Origin of the sequence: Streptomyces sp. NPDC048636 (genome assembly GCF_040650655.1) — a bacterium.
Classification (GTDB): Bacteria; Actinomycetota; Actinomycetes; order Streptomycetales; family Streptomycetaceae; genus Streptomyces.
The window spans coordinates 348,175-365,584 of the sequence record NZ_JBEZHR010000001.1; the positions used below are offsets into that span (position 1 = coordinate 348,175).

General features: G+C 68.6%; 16 protein-coding genes and 2 pseudogenes. 11 read left to right on the plus strand and 7 right to left on the minus strand.

Annotation, left to right across the window (positions count from 1 at the left end; all coding sequences use genetic code 11):
- Positions 1-50: 50 nt before the first annotated feature.
- The 7 genes and pseudogenes from AB0C66_RS01615 to AB0C66_RS01645 form a co-directional block, all read right to left on the minus strand.
- Positions 51-902 (minus strand): class I SAM-dependent methyltransferase, encoded by an 852-nt coding sequence (locus AB0C66_RS01615; protein ID WP_362431452.1) that lies wholly within the window; start codon positions 900-902, stop codon positions 51-53.
- Between the two features lie 172 nt (positions 903-1,074).
- The gene (locus tag AB0C66_RS01620; RefSeq protein WP_362431454.1) at positions 1,075-1,548 is read right to left on the minus strand and encodes a thioesterase family protein; all 474 of its coding nucleotides are present in this window, start codon (positions 1,546-1,548) and stop codon (positions 1,075-1,077) included.
- The gene (locus AB0C66_RS01625) at positions 1,545-2,603 is read right to left on the minus strand and encodes a 3-hydroxyacyl-CoA dehydrogenase NAD-binding domain-containing protein (protein WP_362431456.1); all 1,059 of its coding nucleotides are present in this window, start codon (positions 2,601-2,603) and stop codon (positions 1,545-1,547) included. The genes AB0C66_RS01620 and AB0C66_RS01625 overlap by 4 nt, the downstream gene beginning before the upstream one ends.
- A gap of 109 nt (positions 2,604-2,712) precedes the next feature.
- Entirely contained in the window at positions 2,713-3,600 is an 888-nt protein-coding gene (locus AB0C66_RS01630) for a 3-keto-5-aminohexanoate cleavage protein (RefSeq protein ID WP_362433284.1), read from the minus strand.
- A gap of 370 nt (positions 3,601-3,970) precedes the next feature.
- Positions 3,971-4,855, minus strand: a pseudogene (locus AB0C66_RS01635) (TetR/AcrR family transcriptional regulator); the annotation flags it as partial.
- A 172-nt stretch (positions 4,856-5,027) separates the two neighbouring features.
- A complete protein-coding gene (locus tag AB0C66_RS01640) occupies positions 5,028-5,402 on the minus strand; it encodes a deoxyxylulose-5-phosphate synthase (RefSeq protein ID WP_362431458.1) in 375 nt (124 codons plus the stop codon).
- Between the two features lie 73 nt (positions 5,403-5,475).
- Positions 5,476-5,940, minus strand: coding sequence for a MarR family winged helix-turn-helix transcriptional regulator (locus AB0C66_RS01645; RefSeq protein WP_362431460.1), 465 nt, complete (start codon positions 5,938-5,940; stop codon positions 5,476-5,478).
- Between the two features lie 103 nt (positions 5,941-6,043).
- Here AB0C66_RS01645 and AB0C66_RS01650 point away from each other — a divergent pair, with 103 nt between their 5' ends.
- From AB0C66_RS01650 to AB0C66_RS01700, 11 genes and pseudogenes are all read left to right on the plus strand, one after another.
- Positions 6,044-6,925 carry an SDR family oxidoreductase gene (locus AB0C66_RS01650; RefSeq protein WP_362431463.1) on the plus strand — a complete coding sequence of 294 codons (882 nt, stop codon included), beginning with the start codon at positions 6,044-6,046 and terminating at the stop codon, positions 6,923-6,925.
- Between the two features lie 206 nt (positions 6,926-7,131).
- A pseudogene (locus tag AB0C66_RS01655) lies at positions 7,132-8,097 on the plus strand (hypothetical protein); the annotation flags it as partial.
- Positions 8,098-8,383: 286 nt separating this feature from the next.
- Positions 8,384-9,190, plus strand: a complete 807-nt coding sequence (locus AB0C66_RS01660) for a Crp/Fnr family transcriptional regulator (RefSeq protein ID WP_362431465.1) — start codon at positions 8,384-8,386, stop codon at positions 9,188-9,190.
- Positions 9,191-9,298: 108 nt separating this feature from the next.
- Complete coding sequence (locus AB0C66_RS01665) at positions 9,299-10,099, plus strand: hypothetical protein (RefSeq protein ID WP_362431467.1); 801 nt, start codon at positions 9,299-9,301, stop codon at positions 10,097-10,099.
- 277 nt (positions 10,100-10,376) lie between these two features.
- Entirely contained in the window at positions 10,377-11,138 is a 762-nt protein-coding gene (locus tag AB0C66_RS01670; RefSeq protein ID WP_362431469.1) for a hypothetical protein, read from the plus strand.
- Positions 11,135-11,422, plus strand: coding sequence for a helix-turn-helix domain-containing protein (locus AB0C66_RS01675; RefSeq protein WP_362431471.1), 288 nt, complete (start codon positions 11,135-11,137; stop codon positions 11,420-11,422). Before AB0C66_RS01670 ends, AB0C66_RS01675 begins: the two co-directional genes overlap by 4 nt.
- Before the next feature lie 14 nt (positions 11,423-11,436).
- Complete coding sequence (locus tag AB0C66_RS01680) at positions 11,437-12,555, plus strand: hypothetical protein (RefSeq protein WP_362431474.1); 1,119 nt, start codon at positions 11,437-11,439, stop codon at positions 12,553-12,555.
- A gap of 249 nt (positions 12,556-12,804) precedes the next feature.
- A complete protein-coding gene (locus AB0C66_RS01685; protein ID WP_362431476.1) occupies positions 12,805-13,521 on the plus strand; it encodes a Crp/Fnr family transcriptional regulator in 717 nt (238 codons plus the stop codon).
- 114 nt (positions 13,522-13,635) lie between these two features.
- Complete coding sequence (locus AB0C66_RS01690; RefSeq protein ID WP_362431478.1) at positions 13,636-14,391, plus strand: hypothetical protein; 756 nt, start codon at positions 13,636-13,638, stop codon at positions 14,389-14,391.
- Between the two features lie 13 nt (positions 14,392-14,404).
- On the plus strand, positions 14,405-16,534 hold the full coding sequence (locus AB0C66_RS01695) for a hypothetical protein (protein WP_362431480.1): 2,130 nt from the start codon (positions 14,405-14,407) through the stop codon (positions 16,532-16,534).
- The gene (locus AB0C66_RS01700; protein ID WP_362431483.1) at positions 16,531-17,394 is read left to right on the plus strand and encodes a hypothetical protein; all 864 of its coding nucleotides are present in this window, start codon (positions 16,531-16,533) and stop codon (positions 17,392-17,394) included. Before AB0C66_RS01695 ends, AB0C66_RS01700 begins: the two co-directional genes overlap by 4 nt.
- Positions 17,395-17,410: the final 16 nt, after the last annotated feature.

The window sequence follows — 17,410 nt, forward strand, 5'->3', positions numbered from 1 at the left end:
AGCGTCCCACCCGAGCGATCTGCGCCATGGCGGAGGAGGGCCGGGCCATGTCAGCCGAAGCGGGTGAGCACCGTCATCGTCGGCCGCAGGTTCCGCACCACGGGCAAGCGGTGGATCAGCGGGGCCACCGCCCCGTGGTACAGGCCACGGCCACGTGGCGCGGGCAGTTCGCGGACCTCGGTGATGGCCGGATGGGCGGTGCGCACCTTGGGCAGCTCCCCCGCGTCCATGCCCCATGGCATGGGCGGCGTCCGGTAGCCCTGCGCGGTGCGCATCCCGCCGCGCAGCGTACGCGCGCTGAACCAGCGCGGCACCGCGTCGAAGACCAGCGCCCCGCCCCGGAAGCGCTCGGCGCACCCGGCGATCAGGTCCCGTACCTCGCGCGGCCGCAGATACATCAGCAGCCCCTGCGCGGTGATCAGCACCCCGCGCGAGGGATCGATCTCGTCCCGCCAGGAGAGATCGAGCGCCGAGCGGGCGAGGGTGCGCCGCCGGTCCTCGTCCGGCAGCAGCGCCCGGCGCACCTCGGCGGTCTCCGGCAGCTCCACGCACAGCCAGTGCGCCCGCCCGTTGTCCACCCGCCAGTACTGGGTTTCCAGCCCCTCGGCGAGTGCGACGACCGTGCCTTCCGGATGCTCGTCGAGGAAGGCCCGCACGGCACCGTCGAAGGTACGGACCCGCAGCGCCTGGCCCTGCGCCAGCAGCGGGGCGGGCGGGCCGAAGGTCTCCTCAAAGGGGTAGTCGACGCGCTCGACCAGCTCCACCGCCTTGGGGTCGTCGAGCACCGGCCGGGGCCGACGGGCCTCGGCGGCACGCATATAGAGGTTCCACAGCAGGGTCTCGGGCACCCCGCTGAGCTCGACGCTCCGGCCCCTGCCGGCGCCGTCCGCTGCCTCCGCCATGGCGCTGCTCCTCGGATGTCGCGTGCGCGGTGCTGTGCGGTTCTCCCACTCCATTCAACCTCTCATCCACGCATCCACCCCACTCAAGGGCTGCCGGAGCGTCGAACGCCCCGTTCCGGCGAGGACGGGCCGGAACCGGGGCGTTCGGGAGGGGGAGCCGGAGGGCAGTCGGTCAGGCCGACTCCTTCGGGACCGGGCCGATGGCCCGCCCCGCCCACTCCGGCGCCTTCTCGACCAGGGCGGACAGCCGCTCACGGACCTCGTCCGGGAAGGGAGCCGCGCGGCCCTCGTTCCGATCGGTGTGGAGGGCGAGCAGCTCGATCGTGGCGACCGGCGCCCCGTCCGGCTGGCCCACGTGCATCTCGTGCGAGAACCGCACCTTCTTCTCGTCCACCCCCAGCACCCGCGTGCGGATGGTGAGTTCGGCGCCCTCCGCGACCTCGCGCAGATACCGGAGGTGTGACTCCACGGTGTAGAGCGAGCAGCCGGTCCTGGCGCGGTAGCTGGAGTCGAGCCCGGTCTCGACCATCATCTCGTCGGTGCTGTGGCCGAAGACAAGGACGTAGAACGCCTCGCTCATATGGCCGTTGTAGTCGATCCACTCGGGCCGGACGGTCTGCTGGTAGTCGGGGAGCGGGGTGCTCATGAGTCGCCTCCCTGGGGCGCGTGGGTGGTGCGTTGCCGCGGCAGCGGGCTGGTGTTCTCGGTGGGGTCGGTGGTGTCGGGGTCGGTGTCGGGGTCCGTGCGTTGTCCCGGAAGGCGTCCGGTGGCCCGCAGTACGTTGATGACGCCCTGGTCGCGTTCGGCGACGAGCTGGGCGATGCTGCGGCCGTCGGCCGCCGTCTCGCAGCCCTCTACCATCGCCGTGCGCAGCGCCTCGTCCAGCTCCGGCGCCTCCAGACGGGTCCAGGGCGACTTCAGCGACGGTCCGAAGTGGTCGAGCATATGGCCCATCCCGCCCTCGCCGCCCGCGAGGGCGAACGTCAGACAGGGGCCCATGAACGCCCACCGCAGCCCCGGCCCTTCGGTGATCGAGTCGTCGATCTCCCGCACCGTCGCCTCACCGCTGGCGACCATGTGCAGGGCCTCGCGCCACAGTGCCTCCTGGAGGCGGTTGGCGATGAAGCCGGGCAGCTCGCGCTCCATGGTGATCACGGACTTCCCGGCCACCGTGTAGAAGCGCGAGGCCCAGTCGACGGCCGCGGCGTCCGTCCGCTCACCGCCCACGACCTCCACCAGGGGGATGAGGTAGGGCGGGTTGAAGGGGTGGCCGACGAGGAGCCGGCCGGGGTCGGCGGCCTCGGTCTGCATATCCGTCATCGGATAGCCGGAGGTGGACGACGCGATGACCACACCCGCGGGCGTCGCGGCGTCGAGCTCGGCCAGCAGCCGTCGCTTCAGCTCCAGTTTCTCGGGAGCGCTCTCCTGGACGAACTGTGCCTCGGCCACGGCCGCGTCGAGCGTCGCGGCGAAGGTCAGCCGGTCGGGCGAGGCGCCCTCGGCGAGGCCGATCTGCTCCAGCGCGGGCCAGGCGGCCGTGACCAGACGGCGCAGTCTTTCCTCGGCGTCGGGGGCCGGATCCCAGGCGGTGACGTCATAGCCGCGCGCCAGGAAGTGGGCGACCCAGCCGCCGCCGATGACTCCGGCGCCGATACAGGCGACCCGCCGAACACCCTCGGGCGGGCAGGGGGGAAGGGGCATGGGGGCGTGGTTCCTCACGGTGGGGGACAGGAGCGGGGGAGGGGTGCTCGGGGATCACCCGGCGGAGCGGGCGCGGGGTCCGCGGGTTCCGCGGGCTCACCCGGGGCGGTCAGCCGCGGGGTTTGAGCCCCAGCCGCTGCCGCGCCTCGTCGGGGGTGGCGACCCGGGCGCCCAGCAGCTCGGTGATCTGGACGGCCCGTTCGACGAGCTGACCGTTGGTGGCCTTCACACCCCGGCTGAGGTAGAGGTTGTCCTCCAGCCCGACCCGGACGTTGCCGCCGAGCAGGATCGACTGCGCCACCCAGGGCATCTGCATCCGGCCCAGCGCGAAGCTGGCCCACTGCGCGCCCTCCGGCAGCAGATCGACCATCGCCTTGAGGACGCCGGGCTCGGCCGGGGCGCCCCAGGGGATGCCCATACAGAGCTGGAAGACGGTCGGATCGTCCAGCAGCCCCTCGGCCAGCAGCTGTTTGGCGAACCACAGCTGCCCGGTGTCGAAGATCTCCAGCTCGGGACGTACGCCCAGCTCCTGGATCCGCTTGGCGCCGCTGCGCAGCATGTCGGGGGTGGAGACGTAGAGGTTGCTGCCGTCACCGAAGTTGAGCGATCCGCAGTCGAGGGTGCAGATGTCCGGCAGCAGCTCCTCGACATGCGGAAGCCGCTCGAGCCCGCTCACCAGATCCGTGCCGGGAAGCTGCTTCAGCGGCTCCTCGGGATCGATGACCAGGTCACCTCCCATCCCCGCGGTGAGGTTGATGACCACATCGGTCCCGGTCTCCTTCACCCGCTCGACGACCTCGCGGTACAGCCGCGGATCGCGCGCGGGCGCGCCGGTCTCGGGATCCCGGACGTGGACGTGGACCACGGCGGCCCCGGCCTCGGCGGCCTCGACGGCGGACCGGGCGATCTGGGCGGGCGTGACGGGGACATGGGGACTGCGGCCCACGGTGTCACCGGCGCCGGTGAGGGCGCAGGTGATGATGACGCTGTCGTTCATGGGCATGGCTATCACTCCGAATCTGCGGAACCGGAACCTAGGGCCCGTCGGCGGGGTGGTGGGGCGGGTCGGATATGTCGGCGGCGGTGGCGGCGGGGCCGTGGCCGTGACCGGTGTCATCGGCGCCGGTGCCCGTACCGGTGGCGGGGCCGTTGGCGGTGTCCGCGCCGGTGGCCCCGGACCACGTTTCGCCCCCGTCGGCGCGAGTGGCACGGGGTCGCGTTTCGCCCCTATCGATGCCAGCGGCACCCGTCCGCGTATCGCCACCGTCGGTGGCCGTGGCCCCGGATCGCGTATCGGCCCCAGCGGCACCGGTGGCCCCGGACCACGTTTCGCCCCCGGTGGCGGGCCGCCGGCGGCCGTGTTCGGTGGCCAATACGGTGTCCACGTAGCCGACGCAGGCGGTGTGCATGGCTCCGGCGCTCATCCCGACGCCCTCCGCCCCGGCCTCGCCGGGGGCGGCGGCCAGCACCTGCGCCGCGAGCCCGTCCATCAGCGCGGTCAGCCGTACCGCGCCCGACTCCGGGTCCACACCGCGGAAGACGCCCTGCGCGATCCCGCGCCGGATGACCTCGGCGACGGTCTGCCGCCACTGCCGGTAGAAGTCGGCGTGCAGCCGCCCGATCGCCGTGGACCGCGCGGCCTCCGCCCACAGGTCCATCCACACCAGCCACTGTCTGCGCTGCTGCGCGGTATACGGCACCTGGAGCGTGATCAGCTGCCGCAGCTCCTCGTACGCGTCGTCGGCGTCCGCGATCCGGGCGGCGCGGCGCGCGGTGTCCTCGTCCATGCACCAGCGCACCGCGGCTTCCAACAGTTCGGCGCGGCCGGGGAAGTGGTAGTGGATGGCGGCGGTGCTGGTGTCGCAGGCGGCGGCGATATCGGCGACGCGTACGGCGTGGAAGCCGTGCTCGGCGATGAGCCGCACCGTCTCCCGCACGATCTGCAACGGCCGCCCGCCCTCGGGCGCGGCGGCGGCGCGCCGCGGAGCGGACTCGGTGGCCACCGCGGACTCGGCCGGTTCGGCCGGTTCGGCGGCTGTGGCGGTGCCCAGCAGCCAGCCCGCGTCCACGTTCCCGGCGTCGGCGATCCGGGCCAGTTCGGCGACGGTGAACCGGCGGCTGCCGCCGAGCGAGCGCGACAGCTTCGACGGGTCCATCACGACCCGCCGCGCGAACTCCCGCTGGCTGCACCCGACTTCGTCGATCACCTGGCGCACGCGTGCGGCCACCTCGGTGCCGGACTGCTCCTGCATGGCCGTCACCGTACGGATGCGTTGAGATAAGCGCAATGGATGAGTGTCGCGTATGCCCACTAGGAAGAGAAATGCCAGCTAATTGACGTCGGTGGCCCTTCGTACCTCAACTGACTCGAAGATCAGTTCCGCCGGGGGCGACCGCTCACGGCTCGCGGCTCCCGCCGCCACCTCACCGCTTCCGCCCCCGCCCCGGCTTACCGTTCGGCGCGGGCCACGGCACCTCGGGCCGTACCAGCGCACGGGCCAACGGCTCACCGCTGTCCCGCGCGTACGCGATCCGCTCCCGTACCTCGGCCCAGGTGCGCGGCCGGTACCCGGGCCCGCTGCTGCACCCCATGTGGAACCCGATGCCCGCGTGCAGCAGCGGCGAGAGCGTCCGCCATCCCTCGGTGTCCCGGCGCGGGGGCGGTGCGAAGGCGGCCCCGACATGGATCAGCGGCTGCGCGCAGCGCGGACAGCGCCGTTGCGGAAGGCCGGTGCCCCGCGGCTGCTTGCAGGAGGTCCGGCAGGGAAGGCAGACCCATGAGGTCTTCACCGACGGCATGGGGCCGAGCGTAGGTCCGCCGCGGACCGCCCCGCCAGGCGTTTTCCCCGTCCGCGGCCGCCGCGGCCACCGCTCAGAGCTGTTCCTTCTTCTCCTTGAGCTTGGTCCACACCCGGCTGAGGGCGGTGAGGTCGTCCTCGTCGAGGAGGTCGGTGAAGACGGGGGCGAGACATGCCCGGCGGGTGGCGTCGGCCTCCTCGAAGAGCTGACGCCCCTCGGCGGTGAGGCTGATCTCCACGGAGCGGGCGTCATGCGCGGCGGGCGTACGGGTGACCAGTCCGCGGTTCCGCAGGGCGTCGATCACCCGGGAGACCTGGCTGCGGCTGAGCATCGTGCTGTTGCCGAGCACGGACGCGGGGACCGGATCGGGGCTGGCGGCGAGCCAGAGCATCACCTCGAACCAGGAGACCGGCAGGTCGTGCGCCTTGATCAGGGCACGGTCCACACGTTCGGTGAGCACTGTCCCGGCCCAGACCAGCCCGTAGAAGGCGTGGTCGGCGACGGGCATCTCCGCCTGGGTGAGTTTGCGCTGTGCCATGGCCCGAGCATACCCGGGTTGCGTGTGCACGCACACAATGCTTAAAGTGTGTGTGCACGCACATAAACGGGTCGCCTCGGCGGCCCCGAAGAAAGGCCCTCGTATGTCCGCCACCGCCCCCGCCGCCTCCACCGCCCCCTCCGCGATCGACCCCAAGGTCGTTGTGATCACCGGCACCTCGTCCGGTATCGGCCTGGCCGCCGCCGTCGCCGCGGCCGAGGCCGGCTGGCGCACCGTCGCCACCCTCCGCGACCCGGCCCGCGCCGACGCCCTGCGCCAGGCCGCCTCGGACGCGGGTGTCGAGCTGGACGTCCGCCGCCTCGACGTCACCGACGAGGCCGCCGCCACCGCCCTGGTCGACGCCGTGATCGCCGACTACGGCCGCCTGGACGCCGTCGTCAACAACGCGGGCGCGGGTCACCTGGGCACCCTCGAGAACGAGACCGTCGCCGATGTCCGCGAGGTGATGGAGGTCAACTTCTTCGGCGTCCTCCACCTCTCCAAGGCCGCCCTCCCGCATCTGCGCGCCACCGGTGGTCGCCTGATCACCGTGACCAGCGTCGGCGGCGTCATCGGCCAGCCCTTCAACGAGGCGTACTGCGCCGCCAAGTTCGCGGTCGAGGGCTACATGGAGAGCCTGGCCCCGGTCGCGAAGGCCCTCGGTGTGACGGTCTCCGTCGTCGAACCGGGCGCGGTCGCCACCGAGTTCGTCAACAACATCAACCTCGACATCGACGCCGAGGTCGCCAACGCCGGTGCGTACGCCCCCACCCTGCGCGCCTACCTGGAGCGCACCACCGCCCAGTTCCTCAACGGCGCTCAGACCCCGGCCGAGGCGGCTCACACCGTCTTCGAGGCCCTCACCGCCGACGCCCCCGCCTTCCGCCTCCAGACCTCCGACTGGGCCCGCGCCTTCACCGCCACCAAGCTGGCGGACGGCGACGGCTCCGCGGTGCTGGGGCTGACGAGCACCTGGATCGCCTGACGGCGGCCCCGGCCACCGCGGGCCGTATGCCCCTCCTCTGCCTCCCGGCCGCGTAGCGCGCCTTTACCACCCACACCCCCTCGAGCTCAAAACCATGTGACGGCCGACCGTGTCGTCCACGCTCTCGGGCCTGGTGTGTGCCCGTACGGATACGCTGGGTCATGCGGACCCGGGTTCATCGACGGGCCGACACCAGGGGGGTTGGGATGGCTGACGGCCCGCTCCTCGCGGACCTGCACTTCGGGCGCGAGGACGCCGAACGGGATGTGACCGACGGGCTGCTGTTACGCGGGGCCTTTCTGCCCACGGCCGCCTACCGCGGGGCGGTCACCGGGCGGAAGATGCTGATCATCGGGCGGAAGGGCTCCGGCAAGAGCGCCATCTGTATGCAGTTGATGGCCGACGGCGCCCACACCGACGGGAAGGTCCTCGTCACCCCGGACGAGACGGCGGGGGAGGAGATCCGCCGGTTCGAGCTCCAGGGGCTCCCCGCCGATTCGGCGAAGGCGCTGATCTGGCGGTATGTCTTCGCGGTGCACGCCGCCCGCCACCTGGTGGCGCACAGCAGGGAAGCGCACGCCGAGAAGCCCCGCTCGGTCAAGGCGCTGGCCCGCTTCCTGAAGCAGAACGGCGAACTCGACAGCGGACGGCTGGACGGCCGGCTGGCGCGCGGGGCCCGGGGCCTCCAGACCTCCCTGTCCCTGGAGGCGTTCGGCATCAAGGCGGGCGTCGATCTGGCGTCGTCGCCGTCGGAAGGCGCCCGCGCCGCCCGGCAGTTGGAGGTCGTCGAGCAGGGCGTGGCGAGGGTCCTCACCGACCTGGGCTGCGACGGGGCCCATGGACCTCTGCTGCTGATGGTCGACCAGCTGGAGCAGGTGTGGTCCGCGGAATCCGACAGCAACTCGATGGTGATCGGCCTGCTGCTCGCGGCGAAGCACGCCGCCGGCCGCTACGGGCGTGCCATACGGTTCCTGCTCTTCCTGCGCTCGGACATCTACGACTCGCTGTCCTTCGGTGAGGACGACAAGTTCCACGGCGACGAACTGCGGATCGCCTGGACCGAACAGGCCCTGCGGGAGCTCGCCCTGGCCCGCGCACGGGCCTCCGCCGGAGCAGGACTGACCGCGGAGCGGCTGTGGCGGCAGCTCTTCCCGGAGACCGTCCGCGGTGAGGGGCCGAAGCGGTACGCGAGGCCGAGCGCACGCTCTACGAGGGCAAGCGGGAGCTAAGCCTCTTGGTGCAGCGCCGCGAGGACATCAGCACCGAGATCTCCCGCGGCCAGGACGTCCTGGAAGCCCCGAGTCCTTCGAAACCCCGGGCCTTTCGCCCCGTCGGGGAGAGGGCGCGGGATGAGGCGCCGCCCGCCGTGTGCTGAACACACAACCTCTGCTATCGGCAGCTCCAGACCGCGGATTGAGCCGGCACTCCTTTCCGTGAAATCTCCGTCCGTCTCGCCGAATGGCGACCGGTGAGGTGGTTCTCTTCTGGAGGAACCCGACGAGCGATCCGGACCAGGATGGAGAGCAAGTGGTGACGACGACGTCGACGCCCGCGACATCGCGGTGGTGCACCTCTGAAGACCCTCTGTGGCCTTCGGGCACGTTTCTTTCAGAGCTGCCGCAGGGGATCCGCAGAAACATGCTCGACCTGGGGATCCGAGACCGTTTCGCGCCGGGCGAGCGCCTGATGCGTGAGAACGAGCGGGACACCCACCTTGTCTTGCTCCTCTCCGGGCTGGTGAAGGTTACGTCATGTCTGGGCAATGGCCATGAGGCGCTTTTAGGTATCCGAGTGCCGGGAGATGTCGTTGGCGAGATGGCGGCGTTGGAAGAGACCCCTAGGTCCGCCACCGTCACTGCCTGTAGCGGCACAGAGGTGAGGGTGGTGTCCAGTGCCGAGTTGCGTCTGTTCCTCGTACACCATCCGGAAGCGGCAGTGACGATCTACCGGACGTGCGCACGGCGCTTGCGTCGCGCGAACCGCTGGAGACTCGAATTCGGCGGATTCCCGGTCAAGGTTCGACTGGCCCGGGCATTGGTAGAGCTGGCCACTGCGCATGGGCGGAAGGGCTGGCGGGGCGTGATCGTCGGAGTGGACCTCAGCCAGTCGGAACTGGCCGCGCTGATCGGCTCCACGAAGGAGACCGTTCACAAGGCACTGGCCGAGCTGCGTCGGGACGGTGTCATCGAGACCCGGTGTCAATACATGACCGTTCACGAAGAGCGACTCCGGAGAGTGGCACAACTAGAACGGGGTGCCTCCTAAACCGCGTCGGTATCCCGCCAGAACCGTATTTCTACGATCGGAGGCGGTGTTCTTCCGACCTGGAGTCACAGTTGGCGATGGAAAGCCCGGTCGGCAACCTCAAGGCAGGTGACTCAGTTCGTGAAGGACCTAGTTCGAACACAGAAGCGCGAGGCTGATCAGCGTCGTTTGTGTATGGCGGCGGACATTGAGCAGTACGGACGACTCGACACCCCCGGTCAGGGAGGTGTGCAGGCCGATCTGGTCCGGGGTTTGACCGAGGCCGCTGAACTCAGCGGCCTTGATCGACTCGACTGGGCTCGTCAGGGGCAGGGAGACCAGGAGTTCGCTGTACTTCCGCCCGGCACCTTGGAACCGGTGGTGCTCGCCGACTTCGTCAGGAACCTGGCAGCCTGGCTCCGGCAGCGCAATGCGGGCCACGCGTGGGAAGAGCGGATGCGCCTCCGGCTGGCCATTGACGCGGGGGTGGCCCATGCCGCCGCCCTCGGGCATTCCGGCCCCGCCCCGGTCGCGGTGGCCCGATTCCTGTCCGCACCGGAGCTCAAGAGCGTCCTGGCCGCTCTGGACGCCGCTCCCCTCGCGGTAATCGTGTCCGACCGGCTCTACCAGGACGTCGTGAGGTCACGGACCCGGGGCCTCGACCCGGATCAGTACCTCAGAGTGCATGTGAGTCAGAAGGAGTTCCGGGGCTACGGCTGGCTCCACGTACCGGGGCACGTTACGCGTGATCTGCTGACACTACTGAACGGGCCCAGCTCGGTGGGAAACCCTCCTGTGCTGTCGCCCGGGCCCCGGGACGAATCGCAACACGTCAACGAAGGAGTTGCCTTCAGGGGTGACGTCACGGGAGACGTCACCTTCGGATACGCCCCGGGACGCGGCTCCGACCTGCCTGCTGGATCGCGATGAGCACCCCGGGGCTCGCTTGGCACCCGTCGGATGCGTGGCGGAGCGGGCAGCAAGTGGATCACGGGATGGCCTTCCACGGATCTGTGAACGGAAACCTCAACTTCTATGCGGCGGCGCCCGCCGCCGAGAACAACTCACGCTGCACAACAAACGCGTCGAGGAGCCCTTCCCCTGCGGCCCACCAGGAATTCAGAAGAGGACTGCATGAGCTCGCACTCGGGTGTGGGCGTCTCATCGACGCGCTCGCACCGGAATCTCGCACGGGAGGAGTAGGACGATGGCGCTGACCACTTGCATGCCGAGGCCCAAGGGCTCCTTTCACCTGGTCGAGGAGTGGATGTCCACATCGTCGTGGGCCGAGGCAGTGCGCCTTGAGTGGGATGAGGGCCCCCGACACATCGCCCTGTCCCCTTTGCAGGCCCGGAAGCTCCTCTACGGCAACGACAGCGGTAGCGCTCTGTGTGCGGCCGTTTGGCGGCACTCGGTTCGCATGACGCGTAGCCAGGCCGCGGAGGAACACTGGCGGCTACTAGTGGTCTGGCTCGCCTTGCCGCGTCTGTACCGTACGGTCCGCCGCGCCTCGGAGCTGTTTCACGTGGACCTGGAGGATGTCGAAGCCGAGGCGGTTCTGGGCATCCTCGCCTCCCTGGGGACACTGGACGGGGAGGAACCCGGACTCGATGACCTGATCCTGCGGGCGGGATACACGCATGCCTGGCGGTTCGCTCGCAGGGCCGCACAAGAGATGCCCGTCGCCGACCTCGCCTCCGTCGCGGCAAGGCGCAACACCACGCTGCTGGCTCCTCAAGAACTCGCTGTGGAGGACGCGTGGGAAGTGGATGTCGCGCCCCCGCCCAGGGCGGACGGCCTCTCGGCTCCCCTGCGTTTCACCGTGTCGAGGACACGAGTCGAGGGAGAGCGCCTCGGGTCGCTTGCCGACCGACTGGGTCTGCGCGATGTCATCTTCCGGGCACGCCGGCCAGGGGACGGGGAGCCCATCGGAACGCTCTCCCTTCGCCCGGCGGGGGCCAAGCGATGACCCCCTCCCGCGGGCGACCGCTCTCCTTCTCGGAACTCTTCGACCTTCCCCTCGTCCTGGATGTGCGTACGACGGCCCGTGTCTTCGGCGTCTGCCCGGACACCATGTACCGGCAGATCCGCAGGGGCCGCCTCTCCTTTCCGGTCCACCGGCTCGGCTGGCAGTACCGGATTCCCACGGCGCCGATGCTGCGTTCCCTCGGAATCGAGGAACTGCCCGTCTACGCCGCCGACGTTGAGGCGGGAGCAGCCCATGCGCGCACACACCCCCCGACCCCTTCATGAGTGGAGGAACAAACGTGACTGCTCTCACGGCGATTGCTACTCCGGACCCATCGGCTCTGCCCGAACAGCCGCTGACATGCTTCGTCATCGGACCCATCGGCGACTGTCGCGCCCCGGCGGACAGCCTGGAGCTGAAGGTGTACGAGGATGCGCTTGAGATCTTCGAGCGGGTGATCCTCCCCGCCTGCGCCAAGTCTGGTATCGCCCCTGTCCGCGCGGACAGAATCGCCCACGCGGGCGAACTGACGGAACAGATCTGCCGACAACTCATCGAGGCGGACCTCGTCATCGCGGACGTCAGTGGTGGCAATGCCAACGTGATGTGGGAACTGGGCGTAAGGCATGCCATGGGCAAGCCCACCATTCACCTCGGAGAGTACGGGCAGCTTCCCTTCGACATCTCTATGGTGCGAACCATCCGCTTCAAGCGGACCGAGAGCGAACTCATCGGCGCTCGCAAGGAGCTCGAGAGCGTCATGGAAAGCGGCTTCAGCAAGGGGTTTGACCTGCTGACTCCCGCACGAGTCCTGCGCGGGATGCGGGTACCGGCGCTGGAGCCGGGCGCTGTTGGAGCCGAGGACGATGAGAGTCCTGGGCTGATCGAACGCCTGGCGCAGGTTGAGGACCAGATGGACGCGATGACTGAGACGATGGACGCGATCGGTGGTGCGATCAATGTCATCGCCTCCTTGACTGAGGAGGCCAATCCCGCCATGGAGCGTGCTTCGAGGCCCGGAGCGCCGGTAAGCGCGCGGATCCCGGTGATGGCTCAGTATGCCGCTTCGATCAGCGCGCCGGCAGTCGAACTCAAGGAACACGCGACGAGGTTCGCCGGCCAGATGGCAGAGGTGGATGCGGCGGTCCTCGCCTCATTGGACTTCCTCCAAGGGATTCCACCAGAGGAACGGGGCGCGGAAACGCAGCAGTTCCTCGACCAGTTGGTCGGCACCTCCGCCGCGACCAGGGAAGGTATGGAGGCCCTCAGGCTGTTCGAGACCGTGCTCAAGTGGATGATCGGCATGAGCCGAGAGCTGCGCGGACCGGGCAAGGACATTTCATCCGCTGTGAAGCAGGTCAGCCGAGCGATGGCGCGCATCGACGAGTGGGATAAGCGGGCCCTCGCGATGCGCTAGGCAGCTCACCCGGAAGGGCCCCACCGGCGAGCGGTGGGGCCCGTGTGTTATCTGGCCTGGTCAGCGAAGTGCGGCTGGCTCGGCGCAGGAGCGTTCAGCGGTCCGACGCGTACTCCGGCGCGCAATAAGCGCATCAAGTCCGCCCCGCGCACTCTGCCCTAGTGCGCCCGTACCTGCTCTCCTGGTCCCGACGACTTGCCCGGGGCATTGACGGACCAGAGTGCGAGCGGTGAAGGAGAGGGAACATCCTTGACGGTACAGCCCGAATCCCGAAGTCAGGAGAATTGGCCCGCCCGTTGCTTCCTCGGCGGCCTGTCCGAACCCATACGCACCGAGTTGCTCGGGCTCGGTACCCGCTGCCGCTACCTCCCCGAAGAGATCTTGATCCGTGAGGGCGATCATTCCAATCACGTCGTGCTTTTACGCTCCGGATTCGTCAAGGTCACCGCACGCTTGGACAACGGGCACGAGGCACTGCTCGCCATCAGGGTCGGTGGCGATGTCGTCGGCGAGATGGCCGCCATGGACGACGCACCGAGATCGGCCACGGTCACCGCATGCGGGGAGATCGCCGCCAGCATCGTCCGCGAGTCCGACCTCCGGCACTTCCTCGCCACTCATCCGGAGGCGGCGCTTGCCATCGCCGGGATCGTCACCCAACGGCTGCGCTGGGCGAACCGCCGACGGGTCGAGTTCGGCGGCTATCCGGTCAAGGTACGACTGGCCCGCGTACTTGCTGAATTGGCAGCTTCGTACGGACATCGGGTACCGCGCGGCCTCGTGATAGGCGTCGACCTGACACAACCGGAACTGGCTGCGCTCACCGGCGCGGCAGAGGTCACGATTCACAAGGCTCTTGCCGAACTACGCAAGGACGGTCTCATCACCACGGGCTATCGGCGGACCACGGTCCTTGATCTGAACCGACTGCGAAGGGTCGCCCGGTTGGGCCCGACCGTCGGGTAGCCACGGGCACCGCTGAAGAAAACCATATTTCTACGACTCGCTCGGTGTTTTCCGTCCCCGGCTGCAAAGTTGACGCCCGAACTCGTCAACCACGGCAGACAGGTGACCGGAACCATGACATCGCAGTCACAGGAGATCATCACCCGCCATCTGTGCATGGCAGCCGATGTGGAGCAGTACAGCCGCCTCGACACCCCGAGCCAGGAGATCTTCCAGAACGATCTGGTCCGGGTGTTGGAAGAGGCGGCCGTACTGAGCGGCCTGGACCGCACGACATGGTCCCGTCAGCCGCAGGGCGACCAGGAATTCGCCGTACTGCCGCTCGACACCCCGGAACCGGAGGTGCTCGGCGGCTTTGTGCGCAATCTGGCCATCCGGCTCGGCGAGCGCAACGCCAACCTCGCCGAGCACCAGCGCATGCGGCTCAGGCTGGCCATCGACTACGGCGTCGCCCGCACGGCCGCCCTCGGCCACAGCGGGCCGGCCCCGGTGGCGGTTGCTCGTTACCTCAACGCGGACCAGCTCAAGCGGGTGCTGATAGCCATCGACTCGACAGACCTCGCGGTCATCGTCTCCGACCGGCTCTACCAGGATGTCGTCAGGCTCCGTGGTGAAGGGCAAGGCCTCGACCCCGCTCGGTATGTCAGGGTGCACGTTCAGCAGAAAGAGTTCGGCGGCTACGGCTGGATCCACGTACCCGAGCACGGCCGGGACGAACTGGGCCCGCTTGTCGCCGACCCGGAGCCGGAGGTTCCTACAGCCCTTGCGGCCCCCGCGGCCACCAACGTGGTGAAGCGCAACAAGGGCGGCGTCTTCCACTTCGGCAGCGGTGACGCGGCCGAGACCATGCACAAGAACTACCACCGGTGACGGCGCGCCAGGCATGGACGACGTGACCGATCCCATGAACGAACCCCTGGAGGAGCCGTCGGCAGAGCCGCGCGGCGACGAGGTTGGTGCGTTCCCGACGGCTGGCGTGGACGGGGAAGACGAGCAGGCCGACCGTATTCGCCAACTGCGTGAACGTGGCCTTCCGCTGACTCTCGTCGAAGGAGCCCTCAAGAGCGGGGCCATCGGCTTCGGCAGCGGCGACGCGGCTAAGACGATGTACAAGATCCACTACGGTGCGCCGACCGGCGAACCGGCGATCGACGGGAGGTGTCCGGAGGAGGAACTGGACTCTCGGCGCGCGAGGTACGTGCGACCCAGCAGTCACGACGCCCTCGTCGCGCACTTGAGCAAGTACTGGGTGGCGGTGTTGCGTGGGGCTCCTGGTTCCGGGCGTTTTACCACGGCGCTGCTGGCTGTCCGGGAAGTGATGGATACCGGCGTCATCCTCCTGGACGCGAAGGCGGGTGCGCGGCGGCTGGTGAACGAGGGCAAGGGGCTTCAGGCCACCCGGGGGCACGTTGTCGAGGGCGGCGACAGTGTGTGGGCGGCCGAGTTGACCGCCCAGCTGCTCACCCGACTGCGCGAAGCGACCTATCGTCGTTCCCCACTGGTGATCATCATTGACGACCAGCTTCCGGTGACAGGTCTGGAAGGGCATGTCGTCGAGCACGAGGCGCCGGACGAGTTGCGTTCCCAGGTACTGAATCGACACCTGACGGTTTTGCTCGAAGATCATCCAGAGGGCTGCCGCAAGCTGTTGGAGCACGAGCGGCTCAAGGCCGATCTCCGTGGACGCAGGTCCATGGCACAGATCGCCAGACTGGCCGGGCAACTGGCTCGGCGCCTGCGCAACGGCGACGACGCCGACCAGATCGTAGAGGGGCTCGGGGCCGAGCTGCGGGCCAAGGCGGAGAGGCTTCTCAGCCTGCCGAAGCTCGGGTCCGGTGACTCCAAGAAGCCGGACATGTCCTTGTGGTCGCGGGCGTTCCTGCTGGCCTGCGTCGTGCTCGACGGGTCGACGCTGAGCCGGGTCAGTCGGGAGTCTCACCGGCTCGCGGAGCTGCTGTACGGGGTGCGTTCACCGTCCTCCGTGCCCGAGATGCCGCTGTTCGAGGAGAGCCTCAGTGACTGGCTGAACCATTCCGAAGTGGAGTTCACGGATCACGCTGGGCTGCTGGTGGAACCCCGCCATCCGGAATGCCTGGTGCAGATGCGTCAACCCGGCCTTGGCGAAGCGGTTATGGAGGTGCTGTGGCACGACCACAGCGGAGCGCGGTGGCCACTGCTGGAATGGCTGGACAGCCTAGTCCTTCGAAGCGAGGAGGACATCCGGGTAGCGGCAGCACAGACCGTCGGTCTGCTCACGACCTTCGACTGGGCCTATGTGCATGAGGAACTGCTCGTACGCTGGGCCTCCGAAAAGGGGGAGCACGAGGAATCAAAACGGTTCGCCGCGGCGTGGGCACTGGAACGGGCTGTGGTCATCGACCCACTACTGGCCCCCCGGGTCCGGCAACTGCTGTCGCGCTGGTCTCAACTGCGCGAGTTCAAGGACTGTGCCCAGGCAGCGTACGGGACCTCCATCGGCGCGATGTTCCCTACCGAGTCCTTGAGTAATCTGGAGCGAATCGCGGAGTCGCGAATGCAGAGCGTGTGGACCGCGGTTCGGGAGATCTACGCAGCCGGATCGCGGGAGCAAGTCCTGGAACGGCTGGCTCACTGGTCGGCCTCGCCACGCTACCGGCTGCGCGACGACGCAGCGAGGTGCCTCCATAGACTCAGCAAATTCCGTGGCGAACGGGCCGTCATCCCCTTCCTGGGAAATCCGGGTTCGCGAGCACATCTGCTCCTGCTGACCCGACAGACCCTGCTCAGCCGTACCAGTCTGCATCGTCGGTGGGGCTGGGATGCCATGCGGTTGTGGGTGGAGCGTGCCGAGGACGCGCCAGGCCTCGACGAACTGGTGGCCCACTTCATCGCCGACCTTCCCGAACCGGGCGTCGAGGGTAATGACCTGCGTGAGCAATTCCTGTTCTATCTGCGGCTGTGGAGCTACCAACTCCGGGGCAGCGGCGTGGCCGCTCGGATCAAATCTCTTGTGAGGGAAAGGTGGTCGATGTGACCAGCACACCACGCCGTGGCCCCTTCGCCTGGATACGTGCTTGGTTCGGCGGAGACATGGAACCTGCGGCGAACCCCTTCGTGCAGGTGGATGTGGCTGAGCTCGAGACGATACACCGCAGTACCCAGGTGACGTTCGAGACACCCGCCAAGGGGGGCGGGTTCGACTTCCTCGTCGAGATTCGCTGCGATTGGTGCGCGGAAGGGCGCCTCGACCTGGAGACGCTGCGCGGAGCCATCGACAGTTATCAGGCGGCCATGCCTCAACGCCTCTCCGAACGGATCCGCGACATCGCCCGCCGTTACGAGCCATTCCACGTCGAAGAGGCGGAGCGTTCCATCAACGACGCTCTCAAGACGGGAGAGTGCTTCGAGGGCGGGCTCGTGAGCTGCCGTACCGTTGCCTCCCTCCAGCCCGCACCGGAGGTGGTGGAGCAGCAGCGCAAAGCGGCCCTGGAATTACAGGAGATCGAGCACCGATACGCGAAGTCCGCACTCCGCGTGAGGTTGTTGGCGAATGCCACCCAGGAGTGGAGAGAGTTCCTCGCCAGCGGATTGGTCGGTGCGCGGCGAGACGGCGACTCGTTGTCCTGGCTTACGCCATGGGCGGTTCTGTTGGCCGAGCAGCCGGACAAGGCGGCCACTGAGGTCAGCGTCATGTACCAGCAGCGGCAGGAGCACGTTGCCGACTTCATCAAGCTTTTGCAGGGGCAGACGAAGAACTACCAGTCACAGGACATCTTTGAGTTTGTTGTCGCAAACGAGCGGCACCTCGGCCACGCGATGCGCCTCTTTGGCCTCCCGCTGCCCGGCGAGTCGGGGACCGGGGACGGCCCGGCTGAGCCGCTTCCCCGGCCATAGCCCGCTTAAGGCTGAG